This window comes from Nocardia sp. SYP-A9097 (assembly GCF_009649815.1).
Classification (GTDB): domain Bacteria; phylum Actinomycetota; class Actinomycetes; order Mycobacteriales; family Mycobacteriaceae; genus Nocardia.
Map to the genome: position 1 here is coordinate 228739 of NZ_WJIC01000001.1, position 23756 is coordinate 252494.

Below are 23756 nucleotides of genomic sequence, written 5' to 3' on the forward strand. Positions count from 1 at the left end.
TCTCAGCGGTTCCGTACACGCACCAGGGCGCGCGAGGATTCGGCGGCGACGAAGCCGGAAATGGCCATTGCGGTCAGGATGGTGAGTGCGCCGAGAGCGGTTACGAAGCCGAGCATGGATTTTCCCTTTCGGATGTGGTCATCCAACAATGACCGCCGAAGCTGACAGGATGCTGTGTCCACCCCGAGCATGGCCTGACAGTAATCGGTGTGGTCCGCCCGTAGGCTCACTTTCATGTATGCGGTGACACTCGACGGTTTCGGTGAGCCAGAGGTCATGAAGTGGGCGCAGGTACCCGATCTGCCCCCGCCCGGACCCGGTGAGGTGTTGATCGAGGTGGTGGCCGCGGGGGTGAACCGCGCGGATCTGCTGCAGCGGCAAGGGTTCTATCCGCCGCCGCCCGGTGCGAGTGAAATATTGGGGCTGGAGTGCTCCGGTGTGATCGCGGCGGTCGGGCCGGGCGTGCGGGATCGGCATATCGGCGACGAGGTGTGCGCGCTGCTGTCGGGCGGCGGTTATGCCGAGCGGGTTTTGGTACCCGAGACGCAGGTGCTGCCGGTGCCCGAACAGCTGGATGTGGCTGCGGCAGCGGCACTTCCGGAGGTGGCGGCCACCGTCTGGTCGAATCTGGTGATGACGGCGGGCCTGCACAGCGGCCATTTGCTGCTCATTCACGGCGGCGGCAGCGGTATCGGCACGCATGCGATTCAGGTGGCGCGGGCCCTCGGTGCGCGGGTGGCGGTCACTGCGGGTTCCGAGCACAAACTCCAGCGGTGCCGCGAACTCGGCGCGACGGTGTTGATCAATTATCGCGAGCACGATTTCGTGACCGTGATCCACAGTGAATATCCGGGCGTGGACATCATTCTCGACAATATGGGCGCGGCCTACCTGGAACGGAATGTTGACGCGCTCGCCGAGGACGGGCAACTCGTGGTGATCGGTATGCAGGGCGGGGTGAAGGCGGAGCTGAATCTCGCTGCGCTGCTTGCCAAGCGCGGCACCATTCACGCCACCAACCTGCGGCGGCGGCCCGAGCACGGGCGGCATTCCAAGGCCGAGATCATTACCGAACTGCGCCGCCACGTGTGGCCGCTCATCTCCGACGGCACGGTCGTTCCGGTGGTCTCCGCCGAATTGCCCATTACCGATGCGGCACAGGCACATCGGCTGCTGGACGCGCCGGAGACGGTCGGAAAGGTGATCCTGCGGATCGGCTAGGTGTCGAGCGCGATGAGGGCGCGGCCGAGCTGATCGATCTCGAATTTCGTCGTATACGGGGCGAGACCGATGGTGACGGCACCGCCCTCGTCGTTCACGCCGAGCGCGTCGAGCAGGCGGCTGCCACCGTGTGATCCGCTCAGCGTGCCGATGCGGGCGTCGGCGAGTTTCGCCGAGACCTTCTCGGCCTGCATGCCCGAAATGGTGAAGCTCACCGTCGGGATGCGGGTGGAGGCGCGGCCGATGACGGTCAGGTTCGGGATGGTGTCCAGGACCGACATCAGATGTTCGAAGAGCTGATCGTGGTAGTCCTGCAGCGAGGTGATGGACATCTCGAGGCGTTCGCGGCGGGTGCCGGTGGCGCGCTCGTCGAGTCCGGCCAGAAAGTCGATGGAGGTGGCGAGTCCGGCCAGCAGCGCGTACTGATGGCCGCCGACCTCGAGCCGCTCCGCGCCCTTGGCGTAGGGATTGAGCGACATGGACGGAATCCGGTCCAGGAACGCGGGATCGCGGAAGACCAGTGCGCCGATCTGCGGACCACCCCAGGCGGGGGCGCTCAGCGCGATCACGTCGGCATTGAGTTCGTCGATATCGATGAGCGCGTAGGGCGCTGCCCCGAAGCAGTCGGCGACGAGCAGTCCGCCGACCTCGTGCACGCGATCCGCGGCCACCCGCACGGCGGGCGCGGAGCCGACGATCGGTGAGGCGGCGGTCAACGCGACCAGTCGGGCGGTGGGGCCGATGAGTTCCTCGAACTGCCACGCGGGCATCTCGCAGGTCTCGATCTCGACCTCGGCCCAGCGCACATGTGCGCCATAGCGATTCGCGATGCGCAGCCAGGGCGCGACATTCGCCTCGTCATCCAGGCGCGACAGCACGATCCCGGTGCCCAGACCCAGCCGGGAGCTCAGCGATTCGGCCAGCCAGGCCAGCAGTACCGCGCGATCCGGGCCGAGCACCACGCCCGCCGGATCGCCGCCGACCAAATCCGCGACCGCCTCGCGGGCGGCCTCCAGAATGGCCGCGCTGCGTTTGGCCGCGCCGTGCCGATTGGTATGCGAGAAGGCGGAGGTCCGGAAACCTGTTGATACGGCTCGGGATACCGAATCGGGGACCAACATGCCCGCTTGCGGGTCGAGGTGGATCCAGCCGTCGCCCAGGGACGGTATGAGGCCCCGAACCCTTGCGACGTCGTAAGTCATGCTCGCCACTCTAAAGGCAGAGGGCAAGTCGGCGTAACGGTGTGGGGTGTTTGAAGCGAAGCCAATAGTCCACCTCGAAGGTTCGCGGCCCGTCCGGGTTCTGGACCGAGTGGAGCGGGGGAGCGCAGCGGAGGGAGGGAAGGTTCCGGACTCCCACGGCATCCACCTCCCTGCGCCTGCCCGCGAACCCGCCCGGAGCGAAGCGGAGGGCAAATGGCACAGGCATGATGGGGGGCATGACGCAATCGGATGGGGGGCCGGAATCCATTGTCGTGATCGGCCCCGAGGGCAAGCCGCTGATGATTCCGGCTGCCGCGCAGATCGGTGGTGAACCCGTGGAGGTGACCGGACGGGTTGTCGGTGAGGGTAATTACGACGAATCGGGCGATCTGGATGAGCAGCTCGCCGACATGGTGGAGCAGCCCGCGAAGGTCATGCGCATCGGCACCATGATCAAACAACTGCTCGAGGAAGTCCGGCACGCGCCGCTCGACGATGCCAGCCGCACCCGGCTGCGCGATATCCACCGGACCTCCATTCGCGAACTCGAACAGGGCCTGGCCCCCGAACTCCGCGAGGAGCTCGAACGCCTCGCCCTCCCGTTCAGTGATGACGTGATCCCCTCGGACGCCGAACTCCGCATCGCCCAGGCGCAATTGGTCGGCTGGCTGGAGGGCCTGTTCCACGGCATCCAGACCGCCCTCTTCGCCCAGCAGATGGCGGCCCGCGCCCAGCTCGAACAGATGCGGCACGCCCTGCCGCCGGGCATGAGCGGAACCGATTCGCGTGGGCAATCATCCGGTAGCGGCGGGCAGTACCTCTGAGCATCGCCCGTCGGCGATGACAAGGATCACTGTCGGATCGGGGGATCCGGCGCGGGTCGGGAGCAGGTTCCTGCCGCAACGGGCGGGCTATTAGATAGGGTCGGGTCTTGTGCCTGCTGCTGCTCCCCCCGACTCGGCGACGTCCGAGGTGCGCGTGGACGAAAACCCGGTGCCGCTAGTGTCGGATTCTCAGTCCTTCGCGCGTGCCTTCAAGGACTTTCGCGACGGATTCTCCCAGCGTGAATTGTGGTTGGCGCTGGGCTGGCAGGACATCAAGCAGCGCTATCGGCGCTCGGTGCTGGGGCCGTTCTGGATCACCATCGCGACCGGGTTGCAGGCGGCGGCCATGGGTGTGTTGTATGCCACCCTGTTCGGGCAGTCGCTCAGTTCTTATCTGCCGTATGTGACGGTCGGGCTGATTGTCTGGAATGTCATCAATGCCAGCATTCTCGAGGGCTCGGATGTCTTCATCGCCAATGAGGGCCTGATCAAACAACTTCCGTCGGCGCTGAGCGTGCACGTGTATCGCCTGGTGTGGCGGCAGTTCCTGTTCTTCGCGCACAACCTGATCATCTACGTGATCATGGTGGCCGCGTTCAGCATCTGGCGGAATCTGCACTGGTCCGCGCTGCTGGCGATTCCGGGCCTGCTGCTGATCTTCCTCAACGCGCTCTGGGTGACGATCGTGTTCGGCATCTTCAGCACCCGCTACCGCGATCTCGCACCGATCCTGGGCAGCACCACGCTCATGCTGTTCGTGCTCACCCCGGTCATGTGGAAGCCGACGGCGCTCACCGGCACCGCGAGCGATCGCGCGAAACTGGCCGAGCTGGTGCCGACCTTCCACTACCTGGAAATCGTGCGCGCGCCCCTGCTCGGCGATCCGATTCACCTGCGCAGCTGGATTGTGGTGGTGGCGATCACCGTCGTCGGCTGGATTGTCGCGATACTTGCTATGAAGAAGTTCCGTTCCCGAGTCCCCTACTGGGTGTGAAGGCTCAATGACCGACCATGTGAGTATCGAAGCCCAGAACGCGTGGGTGGAGTTCCCGATCTTCGACGCCAAATCCCGTTCGCTGAAGAAAGCGGTGCTGGGGTCCGCCGGCGGCGCCATCGGGCGCAATCAGTCCGATGTGGTGGTGGTCGAGGCACTGCGCGATATCACCATGTCGCTGAAGGAAGGCGATCGGATCGGCCTGGTCGGCCACAATGGCGCGGGCAAATCGACACTGCTGCGGCTGCTTTCGGGCATCTACGAACCCACCCGTGGTAGTGCGCGGATTCGCGGCCGGGTCGCGCCGGTCTTCGATCTCGGTGTCGGCATGGACCCGGAGGTCTCGGGCTACGACAACATCATCATTCGTGGCCTGTTCCTCGGGCAGACCCGCAAGAAGATGCTGTCGCTGATCGATGAAATCGCCGAATTCACCGAATTGGGCGACTATTTGGCGATGCCGCTGCGCACCTACTCCACCGGCATGCGGGTGCGCCTGGCCATGGGCGTGGTCACCTCCATCGACCCGGAGATCCTGCTGCTCGACGAGGGCATCGGCGCGGTCGACGCGGAATTCATGAAGAAGGCGCGAATCCGGTTGCAGGAATTGGTTTCCCGTTCCGGCATTCTCGTCTTCGCCAGTCACTCCAATGAATTCCTCGCCCAGCTGTGTGATTCCGCGATGTGGATCGATCATGGACAGATACGCATGCACGGCGGCATCGAGGAAGTCGTGCGCGCGTACGAAGGCCCGGAGGCGGGCGATCACGTGGCGCAGGTGCTGCGGGATTTGGCACGTGAACCCGAACGGAATCCCGCATGACAGACCAGACCACCCCGCACTTCGGCGATGATGCGCGCATCGTCGCCATTGTGGTGACGCATAAACGCAAGGAACTCCTGGCCGAGTCGCTGAAGGTGCTCTCCACCCAGTCCCGGCCGATCGACCATCTCATTGTGGTCGACAACGGCAATGAGGCCGAGGTCGGTGAACTGGTGCGTAATCAGCCCATCGAATCCACCTATCTTGGGTCGGCGCACAATCTCGGCGGCGCGGGCGGATTCGCGCTCGGCATGCTGCACGCGCTCACCATGGGCGCGGACTGGGTGTGGCTGGCCGATGACGACGGCCGACCCGATGGGCCGGAAGTGCTTGCCACGCTGTTCGATTGCGCGAAACGGCATCAGCTGGTCGAGGTGTCGCCGGTGGTCGCCGATATCGACGATCCGGATCGGCTGGCCTTCCCGCTGCGCCGCGGTGTGGTGTGGCGGCGACTGCGCTCCGAACTCGGCGACGAGGATTTCCTGCCCGGCATCGCCTCGCTGTTCAATGGCGCGCTGGTGTCGGCGGAGGCCGTGGACATTATCGGCGTGCCCGATCTGCGACTGTTCGTGCGCGGTGACGAGGTTGAGGTACATCGGCGATTGGTGCGGTCGGGGCTGCCGTTCGGCACCTGTTTGCAGACCGCGTACCTGCACCCCAACGGGTCGGAGGAGTTCAAGCCGATTCTGGGCGGGCGCATGCACACGCAGTACCCGGACGATCCGGTGAAGCGGTACTTCACCTATCGCAATCGCGGGTATCTGATGGCGCAGCCGGGTATGCGAAAGCTGTTGCCGCAGGAGCTGGCTCGGTTCGGCTGGTTCTTCCTGCTGCAGCAGAAGGATCCGCAGGGGTTCATGGAGTGGCTGCGGTTGCAGCGGCTCGGGCGGCGCGAACAGTTCCGCAAGCCCGAGGCGAAGACCTAAAGCGCCTGGTCGGAAAATCGATTGCGCCGATCGGGCCGACCTGACAGGGTTGTGCCGTTCTTGTTCGGCATCGCGGTCGCCTCGGTGACCGCCCGGGGAAAGCAGAGGAGGTGGATTACGTGACTACAGCAGCACGGATTGTCGTGCCCGCGCGTGTGTTGACCGCGCAGTACGTATCCACCTCGAATTCTCCGCGCTGAGTCCTGGGACGGGCTCAGCCCGTCAAAGGACCCCCCATCATGTCTGTGGTCGATTTCGACCTGCTCGCCCCCTACGGCTGGACCCCCGATGTGGCCGCCGAATACCTTCCGCTGCTGGGTGATTCGCTGATCCCGGCGCGACTGCTGCGCATGGATCGCAGCGAATGCGATGTGGCGGTACCGATCGCCACCACCCGTCTGCCCGATCGAGCGGAGGCCGTCATCGTGCGCGCCCGCTGCCCACGCTCGGACTCCGATATCACCGGCCTGTGCACCGGCGACTGGGTCGGATTGAGCAATGAATCCGGCGAACTGCCGACCACGCGCCGCATGCTGAACTCCGCGGTGGTGCGAAAGCTGTTGCCGCGCAAGACCGCTATCGTGCGTGCGGCGGTCTCCGGCCACTCCGATTCGCGGGCCCGCGCCGCCGATCAGATGTTGGCGGCCAATGTGGATACCGTGCTGCTCTGTTCGCCCGGCGACGGGGATGTGGATCTCGGGCGCATCGAACGCATGCTCGCCCTGGCTTGGGAATCCGGTGCGCAACCGATCGTGGTGCTCACCAAAGCCGATCTGGCGGTGGATCTTTCACTGGACGAGGTGCGCGCCGCCGCACCCGGAGCAACCGTGCTCGCGGTGAGCGCGTCCACCGGTCTCGGCATGGAGGTGCTGACCGCCGTCCTGGACGGCACCGTAGCTCTGCTCGGCCCCTCCGGCGCGGGCAAATCCACCCTCGCCAATGCCCTGCTCGGCTCGGAAGTGTTCGCCACCAACGCGGTTCGCGAGGGCGACAAACGCGGCCGCCACACCACGGTGCACCGCGAACTCCGCCCGCTCCCCGGCGGCGGCACCCTCATCGACACCCCCGGCCTGCGCTCCATCGGCCTCTGGGATGCCGCCGAGGGCATCGGCCGCACCTTCAGCGATATCGAATCCCTTTCGGCGGATTGCCGATTCGCCGATTGCTCGCACGATCGAGAACCCGGCTGCGCCGTCCAGGCGGCCATCGAATCGGGCGCCCTCCCCGAACGCCGGCTCACCAGCTACCGCAAACTCACCCGCGAAAACGAATGGATGGCCGCCCGCTCCGACACCCGCCTCCGCGCCGAACGCGAACGCGCCTGGAAACAAATCAACAAGGACCAGCGCCGCATGTACCGCCAACGCACCCAATTCGGCCGCTGACCCCCGCGAGTGTGCACTCAGGGCGGAGATTCGCTGAAATCACCGCCGTGAGTGCACACTCGCGCTCTGGGCCAGGGCGGATAGGTTGGAGGGATGCGAGGAGCTTTGGCGATGCCGTGCGGGGTGAAGTGATGCCTGCCCTGCGGTGGGTGGGGGCTCGGTTGCGCAATATGCCGGGGGGCGTGTGGTTTCTTGCGGTGGGGGCGGTCAGCTCGCTGATTTCGGTGTTCGCGGTGGTGGGGCTGGTGTTGGTGGGGGCGGGCTGTTTGGTGGGGGTGGGGATTCCGGTTATGCCGGAGGCGGTGCGGGTGGTGCGGCAGGTGGTGAATTTCGATCGGCGGCGGGCCGGAGGGTTCTTGGGGGAGGAGATTCCGCGGCCTTATCAGCCGATGGTCGGGGATTGGCGGGAGCAGTGGGGGACACTGGTGCGGGATCCGGCCAATCGGCGGGATCTGGGGTGGCTGGTGTGGAACGCGGTGACCGGGATCATCGTGGGTGTCATGGCGGTGGTTCTGCCGGTGGCCGGGCTGGCGCAGGTTGTGCGGCCATGGTCCTGGCGGATGGTGCGGCCGGGGAGTATCGATGGGCTGGGGTTCGTCGTCGACTCCTGGGGACTGGCCTTGGTGAGCTCTCTTGCCGGACTACCCCTCCTGTGGCTGGCGTTGCAGGTTCCGGTGGTGGCGCGGTGGCAGGCGCGGTGGGCCACGCAGCTGCTCGGACCCACCGAAGATGCGATGCTGGCGCATCGGGTGGCCGAATTGACCGCCACCCGGGCGGCGGCGCTCGATGCGCACGGCGCGGAATTGCGGCGTATCGAACGGGATCTGCACGATGGGGCACAGGCGCGGATCGCGGCGGTGATCATGCAGCTCGGGGTGGCCGAGCAACTGCGGCAACGGGATCCGGACGCGGCGGACGAGTTGGTGCGCAAGGCGCAGGACACAGCTACGGCGGCGCTGTCCGAACTGCGTGAGGTGGTGCGCAGCGTGTATCCGCCGGTGCTTTCGGATCGCGGATTGGCAAGCGCGATTTCGGCTTTGGCGGCGCGCAGCCCGATACCGTGCACGATCGATCTCGGTGGGGGCGCGGGTGCACAGCCCCCGATCACCGAACCGCACCCGCGGTCGGTCGACACCTTCCCGCGCCGTCCCGCGGCGGTCGAGGCCGCGGCATACTTCGTGATCGCGGAGGCACTCACCAATGCGACCAAACACTCTCGGGCCGAACATGTTTCGGTGACACTCGGCGGGACGGTGGAGCTGCTGACCGTCGAGATACGTGATGACGGGGTGGGCGAGGCGCGGGATATCGAGGGCGGGGGGCTGGCGGGGATTCGGCGGCGGGCCGAGGCTTTGGATGGACGCATGCTGCTGAACAGTCCGGCCGGCGGTCCCACCGTGGTGCGGGTGGAGATACCGTGCGGATCATGATCAGCGAGAACATCGCCGGGCCACGAGCGGGGTCGCCATGCGCGTGGTGATTGCCGAGGATGACGCGCTGCTGCGCGAAGGGCTGGCGCTGCTGCTGAAATCGGCGGGGATCGAGGTGGTCGCGGCGGTGGACAATGCCGATGATCTACTCGCGGTGGTGACGGCGGATCGGCCGGATGCCCTGGTGGTGGATGTGCGGATGCCGCCCACATTCACCGATGACGGGTTGCGGGCGGCGGTGCGCGCCAGGCAGATTCACCCCGGACTGCCGGTGCTGGTGCTCTCCGCCTGGGTGGAGGACAGCTATGCGGCGGAACTGCTCGGGGATGGTGCGGGCGGGGTGGGGTATCTGCTCAAGGAGCGGGTCGGGAAGGTGGATCGGTTCCTGGAGTCACTGCGGCGAGTGGCCGAGGGCGGTACCGCCATGGATCCCGAGGTGATCTCGCAACTGCTGGTGCGGCGCAAGGCGGATGATCCACTCGCCGCGCTCACCCCGCGTGAGCGGGAGGTCCTGGCGCTCATGGCCGAGGGCCACGACAATGCCACCATTGCCGAGCGCCTGGTGGTCTCCGAAGGTGCTGTGCTCAAACATATTCGGAGCATCTTCGCCAAGCTCGGCCTGTTCGCCGACGAAGTCGGGCACCGCCGCGTCCTGGCCGTGCTCGCGTACCTCAACGCCTGAGCTGCAAGATCACCAGGCACTGACCGGGCTCGGCTCTCGGGCCGATGCCACGGTGACTGCCTGGTGATCAATCGTCCATCAATCCTGGTGGCAGGTGAGGTCATTCGCGGGGAGGGTGCCGTCCAGGAGGTAGGTGTTCACCGCCGAGTAGACGCAGGTGTTCGGGTAGCGACCGAAGATCCAGTGGATGGCCACGTTTTGCAGGGTTACCAGGCGTGATTCGGTGAGGGCGCGGTGCATGCCCCGTGCATTGCCGTAGGTGGTGCGGGTGTCACCGGTGGATTGCACGATCAGGGCGGGGACGGAATTGCGCACCACCGTCGTCGGTTCGACCGGCGGAGCCCAGAAGGCGCACGGGGTGATGTTGTTGGTGAAGGCCCCGAACACCGGTTGGGTGGCGCGGGCGGCTTCGATATTGCGCCAGTAGAACATCGGGTCGCGGGGCACCGCGACATCACCGCACATGATGGCCATCTGCGCGGCACCGTCCTCGGGATCGGCCTTCAGCATGTAGGCCAGCGCCTTGGTGGTCCCGGGGTCCGGGGTCACCGGCTTGCCGTCGGCCGCGTCGGCGAACATGCGGACCATCGTGGAGACCGTGTCGTGTTCGCGCGGATCGTCGAGCACGGTGAACAGCATCATCGGCAGTGTGTGTTCGTCGATATCGAATTCGCCTACCCGCAGCGGTTTTTCGGCGGAGCGGCGGATGAGATCCTGCACGGTGGCGCGCACCTGATCGCGGGTGGTTCCGAGCCGGTATTCGCTGTCCTTCGCGGCGGCCGAATCGGCCCATTCGTCCAGGGCGGCCTCATTCGCCGGACCCATATCGCGAACCATGTCGACCGCACCGTAGCGGGCCGGATCGACCGCACTGTCCAGCACGATACGGTCGCTGCGCTCGGGGAACATCTGGGTGTAGACCGCGCCCAGATACGTCCCGTAGGAGGCGCCGTAGTAGCTGGCCTTCCCCTCGCCGAGTACGCCGCGAATGACGTCCAGATCGCGGGCGGTATTGCGAGTGGTGAAGTACCGCAACCGTTCTCCGCCATCGGTGAGGCACCGTGCGGCCAGATCAGCCTGCACCGCAACAGATTCGGCGTAATCCACGGCATCCAGGCCGGCGGATTGCAGGCCGAAGCCGCGTGGCCAGCCGCAGTGCACGGGCGAGGAGCGGCCGACCCCGCGCGGGTCGATGCCGATGAGGTCGTAGCGGGCGCGCACATCGGGTGTCATGGCCGCGCCGAAATCGACGGTGAAATCCAGGCCGGCGCCGCCCGGACCGCCGGGATTGGACAAAAGAATGCCGTGCCGCCGCGCCGGATCGGTGGCCTGGATCCGGGAGATGGCGATGGTGATCGTCTCGCCCTGTGGTGCAGCGTAATTCAGCGGCACCGTGATATCGGCGCAGTGTGCGCCCGCCTCGTCCAGGCGGGAATCATCGCAGGATTTCCACTCCGGCCGCTGACCGTAGAACCGGTCCAGCGGGGTGTCGGCCGAGGCGATCGGCGTGCCCGGCCCGGCCCCGGTGAGCGCGGATCCGGTGAGCGCCATGAGTGCGGCCGCCACCGCCGTGATCGACCCGCGCCTGCGTTGCGGCCGCCGCGCGGCTGCGGCGGATTCTCGTACGGCGGGGAGTCCACCGGCGGCGCTCCAACGTTGGCGCACTGTCGTTCCTCTCATCCATTCGGGGGTTACCCCGATACCCTGCGCGCCGTGGCTGTCGCACAGCGTGATTCGCGGGTGTTCGGCGTGGTCAGCTCTCACAGAGCGCGGTGTCCAGCAGTTTGTCGACCAGATCTGCGGTCGCGTCGCTGGTGGCGAGCTGGTTGACGGCGATATTCACGGCGATGCCGGCGGCGGTGACGCCGCCCTGGGTGCCGAAGCCGGGGATGCTGCCGCCGTGACCCCATACGTCCTTACCGCAGGAGACGGGCAGGTGGATCAGGCCCAATCCGTAACCGGCTCCGGGCATTCGGTCGAAGGGGACGGTCTGCTTCATCTGCTCCAGTTGCGCGGCGGGCAGCAGTTCACCGTTCAGCAGCGCGGTGAAGAAGCGGTCGAGGTCCGCGCCGGTGGCGACCATGGCCCCGGCGCTGTCACCCCAGGAGGGGTTGAGGTCGGTGAAGTCCACCTGCTTGCCGTCGATCACTTGATACCCCTTGGGATGTGGTCCGCGAATGACGGTTTCACCCGGGGCCGGGAAGTAGGTGTCCGGCAAACCGAGCTTGTCGATAATGCGCGTGCCGATTTCGGCGGCGGCGGGCCGCCCGGTGATCTTCTCGATGAGCATGCCGAGCAGCAGGTAATTGGTGTTGGTGTAGACCGAGCGCGCGCCGGGGGCGAATTGCGGTGGCATGGTCATGGCCAAGCTGATCAGGTCTGCCGGCCGGTACTGCCGCCAGCGGACGTCATCGCGAAGTACTTCCAGCTGTGGGGTATTCGCGGCGGCGCGGATCTCCGGGTTGCCGCCCGCGAGGTAGTCGGGCAGGCCGCTGGTGTGCTGGAGCAATTGCCGCACGCTGATCTTGTCGCCGTCATTGCCGGTGCCATGTACGACGCCGGGTAGATAGCGCTCGATGGGTGCGTCCAGGTCGAGTCTTCCCTCGGCGGCGAGTTGCAGAACCACGGTGGCGACGAAAGTCTTTGTATTGCTGCCGATTCGGACGCGCGCATGGTCGGGGATGGGTGCGCCGGTGGCGAGATCGCCCGCGCCGGCGGTCAGCGTGCGCGGGCCGTCCGGTCCGGTGATCACCACCTGCACGCCCGGGAATCCGCCCCGCACGACAGCGTTCATGGCATCGACGATGGCCCGGTCGCGGTCGGGACCGGGCGACTCGGACGTGGTGTCCGGACTGCCGCAGCCCGCCGCGGTGAGCGCGGCGACGAGTCCGAGTCCGGCCAGCGCGGTACGGCCGCGATGCCGCCGAAGTGTCGTCATGGGAAGGCGTTCCTCCTGTTCGCGCCGGGTCGTCCGGCGGATTCCAGCCTAGGAAGACTGCTCTGACCTGCCGATCCGGCGCGCACCCCAATCCGTGGTAGTGCTGGCGCTACCCGATGCTATGCAACTCGTTGCATAATAGATCGATCGCGCCTACTGTCCGAATCGCAGGTTTCGCCTCGACCGCGCATGGACGCGCGGATTATCGAATCGGGGGCGACAGCACGGGAGAGGGAGCTGACCATGACGCAAGCACGGAAACCGCTGGCGGGCCGAACCATGATCATGTCGGGCGGTAGCCGCGGCATCGGGCTGGAGATCGCCAAACGGGCAGCGGCGGACGGGGCGAATATCACCCTGATCGCCAAGACCGACGCTCCGCATCCGAAACTGCCGGGCACCATCCATACCGCGGCGGCGGAGTTGGAGCAGGCGGGCGGCACGGTACTCAAATACGTCGGCGATGTGCGTGATGACGGCGCGGTCGCCGATGCGGTACAGCAGACCGTGCAGCGCTTCGGCGGTATCGACATGGTGGTGAACAACGCGTCGGCAATCGACCTGTCCCCCACCGAGACTCTGCCCATGAAGAAGTACGACCTCATGCAGGACATCAATTGCCGCGGCAGCTTCCTGCTCGCCAAGACCTGCATTCCGGCGTTGCGGGATTCCGCCCAGGCGGGACGCAATCCGCACATCCTCACCCTGTCCCCACCACTGAACCTGGACCCGAAATGGGCGGGTGCCTCACTCGGCTACACCATCGCCAAGTACGGAATGTCGCTCACCACACTGGGTTTGGCGGAGGAGCTGCGCAAATACGGTATCGGCGTGAACTCGCTCTGGCCGCGCACCACCATCGCCACCGCGGCGGTCCGCAACCTGCTCGGCGGCGACGATATGGTCGCCACCTCCCGCACCCCCGACATCTACGCAGACGCCGCGTACCTGGTCCTGACCTCCCCCGCCAAGGACACCTCGGGAAATTTCTTCATCGATGACGAAGTCCTTGCCGCACACGGGATTACGGATCTGGACAAGTACCGCGCAATCCCCGGCGACGGCCCCCTCACCACCGACCTCTTCCTCTGAGCTGACCGAAAAGCCCGTGTAGCGATCGCGCAGCCCCGGTAGAAGCTGCGCGATCGCCACACGGGCTGTTCGATGCGCTGGGGGTTACGCGGCCGCGGCGGATATGCGGTGCAGCATGTTTCGGACTACCAGGCGGTGGCCGCCGGTGCCGATGACCAGGGCGCGGTAGATGCGGCCGTGCAGGCCGGGGAATTCGCCCCGGCTCTCGGCGGTGAGGCGGGTTCGGGTGGGAGATTCCTCGGTGAGGGTGAAGACCAGGGCGTAGCGGGAGAAGGCGTGGCGGCCCGTGGTGGCCAATCGGTTCGGCGGGTCGGCCTCGTCGAGGGTGAATCCGCGCGGAAGTGTGCTGAGATCATCCGGGTTCTTGCAGGTCGTGCGCAGCAGGGCAGCCCAGGTGTGGGCGCGATCGGCGGTGACTATTGTGGAATGCTCATCGATATAGGGCAATTGCTCCATATAGAAGGAACGTACTAGGACATGGCCCCTCCCCGCAAGCACGACACCGATGTGATCCTGGACGCCGCGCGCACCCTGGTACTACACGAGGGCCCGCGCGCGGCCAGCGTGGCCGCCATCGCCGAGGCCAGTGGCGCACCGGTCGGCACGCTGTATCACCGCTTCGGCAATCGCAATGGCGTGCTCGCCGCCGCCTGGCTACGCGCCCTGGAGCGCTTCCAATCCGGCGCGCTGACCGCCGCCGGCGCGGTGGCCGATCCGATCGAGGCGGCGGTGGCCATGACCACCGCCCTGCTCGTCTTCGGCCGCGAACACCTGGAAGACGCGAAACTGCTGCTGAACCTGCGGCCCAGCGATCTCCTGGACGGTGCTCCCGATACCGATTTCGGCACGCGCCTCGCGGAGATGAATGCCCCGCTCCTCGCCGAGCTGCGCCGCATAGCCGTCGGCGTCTACGGCACGGACGGCGAGCGCGAGATGGATGCCATTCGCCGCGCCATCATCGACCTGCCCTATGCCGCACTGCGCCGTCACGCCCCCACCGGCCGGCTCCCGGAGTGGCTCGACGCCGACCTGCTCGCGGCCACGCGCACGCTGCTCGCGACCCGCGCATAGTGCGGCGGCCGCACCCAATCGGGTACGGCCGCCGCGTTATTCGTATTCAGCTCACTTGGGGTCGATGCCGTACAGGCGTTCCCAGTTCTCGCGGCTGGTGAGTTCCGGCACGGCGGTGCGCCACTGCCGCTGCAGGCTCGGGAGTTCCTCGCGGAGCTGCTTCAGCACGCGGTAGGCGCGGACCAGCAGCCGACGCGCGGTTTCCTTGTCGCGGCGGCGAATTCGGACACCGGATTGCGAGGCGTCGGTGACGACCACGTGATCGAAGAGGCCGACATGCCACCAGTGCGCGTCCTCGCGGGTGACCCCGACGACACCCGGAATGGTACGGCCGGTCCACTGCGTGAACGCACGCTTGAGCAGGATCAACAGCGGGCGGCTGGGCTCACCACCCGCGCGGCGCTGATGCACGTGCGCGTTCACGACCGGAGCCGTGGCGGCCGGATGCTTGATGGTCTCCGGGTAGTCCGAGCGGGAGCCACGCGCGGCGGCCAGGGCCTGAATTCCGCCGTCCTGCAGGGCTTTCGGGCCGCGCAGGTAATCCTCGATACCGGACAGGGTGGTGTGCGCCAGGCCGTACTGCATGCCGACCAGGTACTCGGCGATCTCCCGGAACAGTTGCCGGGTAACGGCTTTCGGATCCAGGTCGGCGTGCAGCGAGGAGACGATGAGCGAATTGCGCGAGGAGAAGTAGCGCGCCCAGTCGTCGAAATCCTTCCAGTAGAAGTCGGCGTGCCAGACGGCCGCGTTCGGCAGGGTGACGGTGACGAAACCGTTCTCCCTTGCGCGCAAACCGTATTCGACATCGTCCCACTGGAAGAAGATCGGCACCGGCAGCCCGATCTTCTTGACCACCTCGGCGGGGATCAGGCAGGTCCACCACGCCTGGTAGCCCGCGTCCACGCGGCGTTCCTGATGCTTCTTGAGCATGCTGGTATTGCGCAGCGCCTTGGAGACCTTCTGGCCGTGCCGCAGCTTGCCCAGATCCGTCTCCTCCGCACCGACATTGAGGTAGTCGGGGTTGAACAGGAACAGCATCTGCGCGCCCACCAGGGTGGGTTCGACGGTCATATTCGCGAAGGCGTTGAGCCGCAACACCGTTTCGGGCTCGCACAGGATGTCGTCGTCCATGAGGATGACATCGGCGTGCTCGTTCGCACCCGACACCTCGTAGAGTCCGCGGGTGAAGCCGCCCGCGCCACCGAGATTCGGCTGCCGGATGTAGCGCAGCTTGTCACCGAGCTTGGGTGCGGTTTCGGCGAAGACCGGCTGATCCTGCACCAGATCGGTGCCCTGATCGACCACGTACACCGCGTCGATGGCGTTCAGCACGGTCGCGTCCGAGGCCAGCGCGGCCATGGTGGCGGCACAGTCCGGGGCGCGGTTGAAGGTGCAGATGGCAATGGCCACCGGGCGCATGTGGTCCGGTGCGGGCGCGGTCCACTCCAGATCGGTGATGGTGACCTCGCCGCCGATGGCGTCGACCTCGATCCACATCGCGCCACCGTCGATGAACATGTCCAGAGCGGCGGTCAGTACCACCCGCCCGGACTCGCTGGTCTGCGCGGTGGCGGCGACACGCCGATGCCCGGCGATATCGGAGGCGGCGAGCCGCACCTTGGTCTTACCGCCGACCACGAGGGTCATGGCGACCTCGACCGCGGTGACGGTGGTCCAGCGCTGCCAGTAACTGGCGGCGAAACGCCCGAAGTAGGTATTGGTGTGCGCGGACGCGCCCTTGTCCAGCCGCAGGCTGAAGCGTTCGCGGTGCGCCTTACCGCCCTTCACCACCGCGTACAGCTCATCGCTGATGCGCGGGGCGGGGCCGGTGAACAGGCCGCGCGCCAACACCAGCCGCTCGGGAGCCGCATGGTCCGCACGTAGCGTCGCGGGGGCTCCGACACTGAGCCGATCATTGATTTCGGTCACGGCTTGGCCAGCCGACGCATCCATGAATTCCCTCGACATCCCTCGAAAACAACAGACACCGGCAACACCGACGTAGGACGCACAACCCACTGTCACCGCTCGGCGGGGCCGACAATATCAATATCTATTTGCCTCCGCTGCGCTCCGGCCGGTTAACGGCCCTGCAAGCCCGATTCTTCCCTCCCTCCGCTCCCCCGCTTCGCTCCTCCGCTCCACTCAGTCCAGAATCGAGCCGGGCCGTTAACCACCCAGGTGAAGCAGGAAATCCGTGGGAGTTCAAGGGGTTTGATCGCGCACGCCGGTGAACACGAATTTGTCATAGGACCAGTAGCGGAAGACAACCGCAACGATCTGGCCCACCAGTGTTCCGGAGATGTTGTCCGCCAAGGGACTGGACAGGTGCAGTACATACCTGGAGAAGCCCAGACAGGCCAGTTGCAATCCGATGGCAACCACATTGAACAGTGCGTAGAGGACATATTCGCGGGTCTGGCTACCGCCCTTCTTGTGCGCGAAGGTCCACCATTTGTTGCCGAAATAGGTGACGACCGTGGCGACACCGATGGCGATGATCTTGGCCAGTAGCGGTTGCTGGAACAGCGGGCCTTCTCCGCCCGCGAACACCAGCAGGTTGTAGGTGCCCGCGTCCACGGCGAAGCCGAGCAGGCCCACGACCAGGAACGCACCGCCCTGCTTCAATGCCGCGCGCACCTTGTCGATCAGGGACCGCGGGACGATCTCGGCGGATTCCGCTGGGCTAACGGCTGATTCTGTAGGGCTGACGCCGGGGGCGGCCGACTCACTGCTGGGCACTCGGCGACGGTACCGCAGCATTCTCGGGTACCCTCCCCGTGTTCGTATTTGCCTTCCGATCACATCGAGGATTGACCGGGTGGACCCCACCGAGCTCCGAATTGCCGCCGTGGTTCCGTGCCACAACGAAGAGGCCTCGGTCGCACAGGTCGTCACCGACCTCAAGGCCGCCGTGCCCGGAATCGTCGTATATGTCTACGACAACCGGAGTACCGACGCGACCGCCGAGCGGGCGCGCGAGGCCGGCGCGATCGTGCGTCACGAATATCGCAAGGGCAAAGGCAATGTGGTGCGCCGTGCCTTCGCCGATATCGAGGCCGACGTCTATTTGATGATCGACGGCGACGACACCTATGACGCCTCCGCCGCACCGCGGATGATCGAGGCGCTGCTATCGGGACCGTACGACCATGTACTGGGCGTGCGCCGCGAGATCGCGGGCGAATCCGCGTACCGGCCGGGGCATGAGACCGGCAATAAGGTGCTCAATAGCGTTGTCGCGCAGGTGTTCGGCGAGAATGTCGAGGACATGCTGAGCGGATACCGGGTGTTCTCCCGGCGATTCGTGAAGAGCTTCCCGGCGGTGTCGCGCGAATTCGAGATCGAAACCGAATTGACCGTGCATACCCTGCATCTGCGCGTTCCGCAGACCGCGGTACCGGTCGGATTCAAGGATCGGCCGGAGGGCAGCGAATCCAAGCTGCGCACCTATCACGACGGTTTCAAGATCCTGCGCCTCATCGTCGGCCTGGCCCGGCATGAACGCCCCGTCGCGTTCTACGGCCTGTTCGGCACCCTGGCCTGGCTGATCTCGATCATTCTGATCACGCCGATCGTGATCCAGTTCTACGAGATCCACGAGGTACCGCGCTTCCCGACGCTGTTCCTGGGCTTCACGCTGCTGCTGCTGGGCAGCCTGGCCTGGACCGCGGGCCTGGTACTGGACGGCATCCGCCGCTCCCGGCACGAGGCCGCCCGCCTGATGTACCTGCGCTACTCCGCCGTCGGCGCGCACGACAGCGCCGAGGAACACACCGGTGGTCCCCGTCGATGACTGCCGTCGACCGTCCAGCAGAATCGGACATCGTGGCAACCGAAATAGGCGAGAACGGCAGCACACCGCACGGCGAGACGGTCACCGATCCGGCCCACGGCACCGCTCCGGCGGCCGCATCGGGTGCCGAAACCCTTGCGGCACAACCGGTGGCGGCTGCCACGGCAACCAGGTCGGGCAGCGCCGTCGAGTCTGCCGAGGCGGCACTGGCGCAACCGGCGAAGATCGCTCCGGCGGCCGACGGGGAGCGGCCGGGGGGATGGACGCGGGCCGCGGCGCGGATCGAACAGCGCATCGGCGCGGCGACTTTGGCGTTCCTGCTGCTGGCGGGTGTGTTCGGCGCGGTGTGGTCGGTGGTGACGCCGCCGTTCTGGGGGCATGACGAGATCACCCAGTTCGGGCGGGCCTATCAGGTGGCGCACGGCGGATTCACGCCGGAGAAGATTCATGATGATCGCGGGCCCGCCTGGGGTGGGCAGGTGCCGGTCACCATCAACGCGCTGTCGGGGTACGCGTTCGACGACTACAACAGCAAGCGCGATGAGCCCGAGCCCATGATCGAGAACCCGCACGACTATGACGTGCTGGGCGCACTGCCGGTATCGAAGCAGACCTCGCAGGTGTGGTTCACCAATACCGCCGCCTACTCCCCCGTCCCGTATCTGCCTGCGGCGGTGGGCATTCGGCTGGCCGAGGTGCTGGATCTCGATGTCGGCGGGATGGTGCTGGCGACCCGCTGGGCCGGACTGCTCGCCTATCTGCTGATCGTCGGATTCGCGATTCGCGCGCTGCGCGGGCATCGGGTGCAGTGGCTGGCGCTGACCGTGGCGGTACTGCCGATCGCGGTATTCCAGGCCGGCACCGTCACCGCCGATACGGTGACAAACGCACTGGCACTGGCGGTTTCGGCGCTCATCGTGAAGAGCCTGTTCCTGGGGCAGCGCCTGTCGCGGCCGGAAACCGTTGTGGCACTTGCCGCGACGATTCTGCTGCCGATCTGCAAGCCCACCTATGTTTTGCTGGCCATGCTCACCGTGCTGATCCCGGCGCAGCGCTTGGGCTTCGGCAATGCCGAGCGCCCCGCCGTGTGGCAGCGCGTACTGCCTTGGGCAGCAGCGGCCATCGGCGGCATTTCGTTCGCGGCGTGGATGAAGATCGCCGCGCCCACCGGCGACGGTATGAGCCTCATGCGCGGTAAGGACCAGTGGGGCAGCGTCCGTCCCGGCGATCAGCTGAAGGAAATCCTCAGCGACCCCGGGCATTTCCTGAGCGTCTTCGGCGATAGCATCGCGCGCCGCGACGAGCGCTGGTTCACCCAGTTCTTCGGTGAACTCGGCTTCTCGTACATCGATGTCCCGGCCCTGACCATCTGCGCCAGCCTGCTGGCCTTCGCGGTGAGCATCGGCATCGCCGATCGAATGGTCGGTGACCGCCTGCGCACCTGGCTGGTCCTGCTCACCATGCTGGCCAGCGTCGCCATGATCTACGTAACCCTGTACATGTCCTTCACCCCCGTCGGCTACTTCATGATCGACGGCGTCCAGGGCCGCTACTTCGTCCCGCTGGCCCTACTGACCCTCGCCGTCTTCCTCCGCTGGATGCCCTTGCGCCTCACCGGAACCGACGGCCGCATCCCCACCCGCATCCCCGCGATCGTCGTCACCCTCTCCACCACCGTCGCCCTCACCGCCGCCGTAATCAAGTACTCCACCCTCGTCTGGGGCTGACCCCCGCGCCGAACTCGCTAGGGTTCGAACATGACGGCAGCCTGCCCGAATCGCCGGGGCGGACCGATTCGGGGCGGAGCGCATTCGGGGTGGCACTGTATGTGGATTTCGCTGCTACGCCGCAGGATTGGTCGGGATACAGCCGTGATTGGTGTGGGCTCACCGCGGGGTGAGCCCGGCGCGGTCAGAGGACTTTTTCTCCGGCGGTCGCGTAGGCGGTCTCGGTGGCGGCCTTCTGGGGGCGCCACCAGTCCTCGTTGTCGCGGTACCACTGGACGGTTGCGGCCAATCCGGTTCGGAAGTCCGCATATTGGGGATTCCAGCCGAGTTCGCTACGCAGCAGCGAAGAATCGATGGCGTAGCGCAGATCGTGGCCGGGGCGATCGGTGACGTGATCGAAGTCGTCGGCGTCGCGGCCGAAGGCCCGCAGAATCAACTGGACAACTGATTTGTTGTCGCGTTCACCGTCGGCGCCGATGAGATAGGTCTGCCCGATTCGGCCGCGTTCCAGAATTTCCCAGACGGCGCTGTTGTGGTCGTCCACATGGATCCAGTCGCGCACTTGATGTCCGGTGCCGTAGAGGCGTGGCCGCACACCGTCGATGAGATTGGTGATCTGGCGCGGGATGAATTTCTCCACATGCTGGTACGGGCCATAGTTGTTGCTGCAGTTGGAGAGGGTGGCCCGCACTCCGAAGGACCGCACCCAGGCGCGCACCAGCATGTCGCTCGACGCCTTGCTGGCGGAGTACGGACTGGACGGGTTGTAGGGCGTGGCCTCGGTGAACGCGCTCGGATCGTCGAGCTCCAGATCGCCGTAGACCTCATCGGTGGAGATGTGGTGGTACCGCACCTGATGCTTGCGCACGGCCTGCAGCAGCGAATAGGTGCCGACAATATTGGTCTGCACGAACGGCCATGGATCGGCCAGGGAATTGTCGTTGTGTGATTCGGCGGCGAAATGCACCACCGCGTCCACACCACCGACCAGACGATCCACCAGCGCGGCATCGGCGATGTCGCCGTGCACGAACTCGATGTGATCGGCGATGGGCGCCAACGAGACCCGGTTTCCCGCATAGGTGAGTTTGTCGAGCACGGTCACCTGAACGCCGGGACGGGTGGCCAAGGTCTGATGAACGAAGTTCGCGCCGATGAAGCCGGCGCCTCCGGTTACGAGCAATCGCACATCGAAAACCCTACGTCGCGTTCGATGTCCACCGCCGGGCGGTCCGGAGTGTTGCGATTCCTACACCGATTGCCCACTTCCCGTGCGCGGTATCGGACACGAGAAGGAAACAATATATCCACGCGAAAACGCGTTCGTCATACCGAAAGTCGCAATTCCTCGGCGGCTCCGAGACTTTCACTCGTGATTCATTCCGAATTTCCGAGCGACGCGTGTGACCTTCGACACAAACAGACCTCTCGGTAACGAACCGGGTGTTTATAGACAAACCCGAAAACTGTACTTATGCAGCGCATTTCCGGAACCTGACGAACCGCATGATCAGACCGGTGAACGGAACTTGAACGAACGGTCACAGTCGGTTCACCGCGCGTTAGCTGTCCTGGATTTCGATTCTCGTTGTCCCCCCGAGCTCTTCCGATGAGGTTCTGAGAAAAAATGCTGATGAGGAAATTCGCCGCCACGTCGGCGCTGCTGATCGCCGCGATGGGCATCACCGCCGGTACCGTCAACGCGGCCCCCGCGACCGCTGACGAGAACGCGCCGATCAACTACACCGCGACCAACACCGATACCCAGACCATCATCCGGACCGACTCCGGTTCCATGGTCGTCGAGGACGGTGTCTTCAAGGTCAAGGCCGCCAACGGCACCACCGTCGCCGGTTCCGAACTGAAGTTCCGTGTCGACGATTTCGAGTTCCCCATCGCCGCGAACATCTCGGATCACACCGCGACGCTGACCCCCGAGTTCAACTCCGACAAGGCTGTCTACAAGCCGGTCGCCCTGCCTTACGAGAACCAGGCTCCCTGGAAGAACGACTACGACCGTGAGCAGGCCGCCTGGAACCGCCTGAAGGACACCATCTCCATGGGCGCCACCATCGGCACCCTGGTCGGTGGCATCGGCGGCGCGGCCGTGGGCTGCCTCATCGGTGGCGCCACCGCCGGTGCCGTGACCGGCACCCTGACCCTGATGTTCGGCGCTCTCGGCGGCGCGGCCGTCGGTTGCATCGTCGGCATGAGCGTCGTCGGCTTCCTGGGCACCCTGGCCGGTCAGATCTTCATCACCGCCCCGGTCGCGATCCTGGCCGCCGTGCAGTACTTCACCACCATCAACGCTGCCCCGATCGTTCCCGCCCCCGCGAAGTAATCGCGTCGGCGCGAGTAATCGCCCGTAGCACCAGCGAATCCCCCGTCCGGACCACCCGGGCGGGGGATTCGTCGTCTCCGGATCAGCTCACGCCGTGCGCGCGATCTGCGCGGATTCGATTCGGGCACGGACGAATTGGGCGACGTGCGCGAGCGCGGCCCGGCTCTCGGGCATATTCGGGAAGATGGCCATGAAGGCGTGCACCTGACCGCGCCAGATCTCCAGGGTGGCCGGTACGCCCGCCTGCGCGAGCCGCTGCGCCATGATCTCGCTGTCCCGGCGCAGCACTTCGTCCTCGGCGGCGATGAGCAGGGCGGGCGGCAGGCCGGCGAGCGGATTGTTGACCGGTGAGAGCTGCGGATCCAGGTGGCCGTTCACCTCCGCACCGAGTTTCACCACGGCCTCCAGCGCCGACAGCGGGATGAGCGGATCGCGACGGTAGTTGGGGTGCGCGCGCTTCTCGGTGCAGTCCAGATCCAGCGCGGGGCACAGGCCGACGAGTCCGGCGGGCACCGGGAGTCCGGTATCGCGGGCGCGCAGAGCGGTCGCGAAGGTCATATAGCCGCCGGCGGAGTCACCGGCGAAGACGATGCGCGAGGCGGGCACGCCGTGCGAGAGCAGCCATTGGTACGCGGTCAGGCAGTCGGCGACCGAACCGGCGATATCGGTCTGCGGCAGTTGCCGGTACTCCACGCTCACCACGGGCATTCCGGTGCGCCGGGCGATGGCGGCCACCACGGGCCGGTGCGTATCGAGTCCGCAGAGGAAGAAGCCGCCGCCGTGCATGTACATGACGACGCCGTCGCTCAGCGAGCTGCGGGCTCCGGCGGGGCGCACGATCTCCATGCGGAAGCCGTTGAGCCGTACCTGTTCCCGTTCCACTCCCCGGGGCGCGAGCCGCAGTTTGGCGAGGGTGTTGATGACACCGCTGACGATCGGCATGGCGCCTTCGGTGAGGGTCATGAGCTCGCCGGCGGGCCGAATCGTGCTGCGGCAGGCCACTTCGAGGGTGCGCGCGTAGACGCTCACATTGCCGGGATTGATCACCGGAGCATCGGCATGGTGTTTGCGGGTACTCGCCATTGCGCACCTACTTCGTTGTTGGCGCGCCGAGCCGTTCGTCCGGTGACCGAAGGAGGGCTCGGTTACCCGGCGCGGGAGAGTCGGCGCTGACATCTCACATAGCGTTATTTCAGAACACCACGAGAACGTGACCTATGCAACAGATATCGCCGTATCGGTATGGCCGCAAACGGTTGTGACCGTTTCGCCGTGCAGTCGGAACCTCACCGCTCCCGCTCGGG

Annotated in this window: 21 protein-coding genes; 13 read left to right on the forward strand and 8 right to left on the reverse strand. The window is 66.0% G+C overall.

The window, feature by feature from the left end; translation table 11 throughout:
• The first annotated feature begins 234 nt into the window (after positions 1–234).
• Entirely contained in the window at positions 235–1221 is a 987-nt protein-coding gene (locus tag GFY24_RS01180; protein ID WP_153803069.1) for an NAD(P)H-quinone oxidoreductase, read from the forward strand.
• Here GFY24_RS01180 and GFY24_RS01185 read toward each other — a convergent pair.
• Complete coding sequence (locus tag GFY24_RS01185; RefSeq protein ID WP_153803070.1) at positions 1218–2423, reverse strand: cysteine desulfurase-like protein; 1206 nt, start codon at positions 2421–2423, stop codon at positions 1218–1220. The genes GFY24_RS01180 and GFY24_RS01185 overlap by 4 nt on opposite strands.
• A gap of 236 nt (positions 2424–2659) precedes the next feature.
• Here GFY24_RS01185 and GFY24_RS01190 point away from each other — a divergent pair, with 236 nt between their 5' ends.
• The 7 genes from GFY24_RS01190 (at position 2660) to GFY24_RS01220 (ending at position 9487) form a co-directional block, all read left to right on the forward strand.
• Entirely contained in the window at positions 2660–3247 is a 588-nt protein-coding gene (locus GFY24_RS01190) for a bacterial proteasome activator family protein (RefSeq protein WP_194852701.1), read from the forward strand.
• Positions 3248–3416: 169 nt separating this feature from the next.
• Positions 3417–4241, forward strand: a complete 825-nt coding sequence (locus GFY24_RS01195; RefSeq protein WP_309230277.1) for an ABC transporter permease — start codon at positions 3417–3419, stop codon at positions 4239–4241.
• 7 nt (positions 4242–4248) lie between these two features.
• A complete protein-coding gene (locus tag GFY24_RS01200; protein WP_153803071.1) occupies positions 4249–5064 on the forward strand; it encodes an ABC transporter ATP-binding protein in 816 nt (271 codons plus the stop codon).
• Entirely contained in the window at positions 5061–5990 is a 930-nt protein-coding gene (locus tag GFY24_RS01205) for a glycosyltransferase (RefSeq protein WP_153803072.1), read from the forward strand. The genes GFY24_RS01200 and GFY24_RS01205 overlap by 4 nt, the downstream gene beginning before the upstream one ends.
• Before the next feature lie 239 nt (positions 5991–6229).
• Entirely contained in the window at positions 6230–7375 is a 1146-nt protein-coding gene (rsgA, locus tag GFY24_RS01210; RefSeq protein WP_153803073.1) for a ribosome small subunit-dependent GTPase A, read from the forward strand.
• Positions 7376–7506: 131 nt separating this feature from the next.
• Positions 7507–8805, forward strand: coding sequence for a sensor histidine kinase (locus GFY24_RS01215; RefSeq protein WP_153803074.1), 1299 nt, complete (start codon positions 7507–7509; stop codon positions 8803–8805).
• Between the two features lie 37 nt (positions 8806–8842).
• Positions 8843–9487 (forward strand): response regulator transcription factor, encoded by a 645-nt coding sequence (locus GFY24_RS01220; RefSeq protein WP_153803075.1) that lies wholly within the window; start codon positions 8843–8845, stop codon positions 9485–9487.
• 78 nt (positions 9488–9565) lie between these two features.
• Here GFY24_RS01220 and GFY24_RS01225 read toward each other — a convergent pair whose 3' ends face one another.
• Both GFY24_RS01225 and GFY24_RS01230 read right to left on the reverse strand, forming a co-directional pair.
• Complete coding sequence (locus GFY24_RS01225; RefSeq protein ID WP_309230278.1) at positions 9566–11152, reverse strand: alpha/beta hydrolase; 1587 nt, start codon at positions 11150–11152, stop codon at positions 9566–9568.
• A gap of 88 nt (positions 11153–11240) precedes the next feature.
• Positions 11241–12425 (reverse strand): serine hydrolase, encoded by a 1185-nt coding sequence (locus GFY24_RS01230; RefSeq protein WP_153803076.1) that lies wholly within the window; start codon positions 12423–12425, stop codon positions 11241–11243.
• A 243-nt stretch (positions 12426–12668) separates the two neighbouring features.
• On the opposite strand from GFY24_RS01230, the gene GFY24_RS01235 reads away from it, so the two are divergent.
• Positions 12669–13517, forward strand: a complete 849-nt coding sequence (locus tag GFY24_RS01235; RefSeq protein WP_153803077.1) for an NAD(P)-dependent oxidoreductase — start codon at positions 12669–12671, stop codon at positions 13515–13517.
• A gap of 84 nt (positions 13518–13601) precedes the next feature.
• Here the strand turns inward: GFY24_RS01235 and GFY24_RS01240 are convergent, their stop codons facing one another.
• The gene (locus GFY24_RS01240) at positions 13602–13973 is read right to left on the reverse strand and encodes a hypothetical protein (protein WP_153803078.1); all 372 of its coding nucleotides are present in this window, start codon (positions 13971–13973) and stop codon (positions 13602–13604) included.
• 21 nt (positions 13974–13994) lie between these two features.
• Here GFY24_RS01240 and GFY24_RS01245 point away from each other — a divergent pair, with 21 nt between their 5' ends.
• On the forward strand, positions 13995–14588 hold the full coding sequence (locus GFY24_RS01245; protein WP_153803079.1) for a TetR/AcrR family transcriptional regulator: 594 nt from the start codon (positions 13995–13997) through the stop codon (positions 14586–14588).
• Between the two features lie 51 nt (positions 14589–14639).
• Here the strand turns inward: GFY24_RS01245 and GFY24_RS01250 are convergent, their stop codons facing one another.
• Together GFY24_RS01250 and GFY24_RS01255 are read right to left on the reverse strand one after the other, a co-directional pair.
• A complete protein-coding gene (locus GFY24_RS01250) occupies positions 14640–16541 on the reverse strand; it encodes a glycosyltransferase (RefSeq protein WP_153803080.1) in 1902 nt (633 codons plus the stop codon).
• Positions 16542–16793: 252 nt separating this feature from the next.
• Positions 16794–17330: a GtrA family protein gene (locus GFY24_RS01255; RefSeq protein ID WP_309230280.1), complete on the reverse strand. Its 537-nt coding sequence runs from the start codon at positions 17328–17330 to the stop codon at positions 16794–16796.
• Positions 17331–17409: 79 nt separating this feature from the next.
• Between GFY24_RS01255 and GFY24_RS01260 the strand changes: the two genes are divergently transcribed.
• Positions 17410–18384, forward strand: coding sequence for a glycosyltransferase (locus tag GFY24_RS01260; protein WP_309230282.1), 975 nt, complete (start codon positions 17410–17412; stop codon positions 18382–18384).
• A gap of 32 nt (positions 18385–18416) precedes the next feature.
• A complete protein-coding gene (locus GFY24_RS01265) occupies positions 18417–20111 on the forward strand; it encodes a DUF2142 domain-containing protein (protein ID WP_309230283.1) in 1695 nt (564 codons plus the stop codon).
• 184 nt (positions 20112–20295) lie between these two features.
• Here GFY24_RS01265 and rfbB read toward each other — a convergent pair whose 3' ends face one another.
• On the reverse strand, positions 20296–21300 hold the full coding sequence (gene rfbB / locus GFY24_RS01270; RefSeq protein WP_309230284.1) for a dTDP-glucose 4,6-dehydratase: 1005 nt from the start codon (positions 21298–21300) through the stop codon (positions 20296–20298).
• Between the two features lie 438 nt (positions 21301–21738).
• On the opposite strand from rfbB, the gene GFY24_RS01275 reads away from it, so the two are divergent.
• On the forward strand, positions 21739–22452 hold the full coding sequence (locus tag GFY24_RS01275) for a hypothetical protein (RefSeq protein ID WP_153803083.1): 714 nt from the start codon (positions 21739–21741) through the stop codon (positions 22450–22452).
• 87 nt (positions 22453–22539) lie between these two features.
• Here GFY24_RS01275 and GFY24_RS01280 read toward each other — a convergent pair whose 3' ends face one another.
• The gene (locus GFY24_RS01280; protein WP_153803084.1) at positions 22540–23535 is read right to left on the reverse strand and encodes an alpha/beta hydrolase; all 996 of its coding nucleotides are present in this window, start codon (positions 23533–23535) and stop codon (positions 22540–22542) included.
• Between the last annotated feature and the right edge of the window lie 221 nt (positions 23536–23756).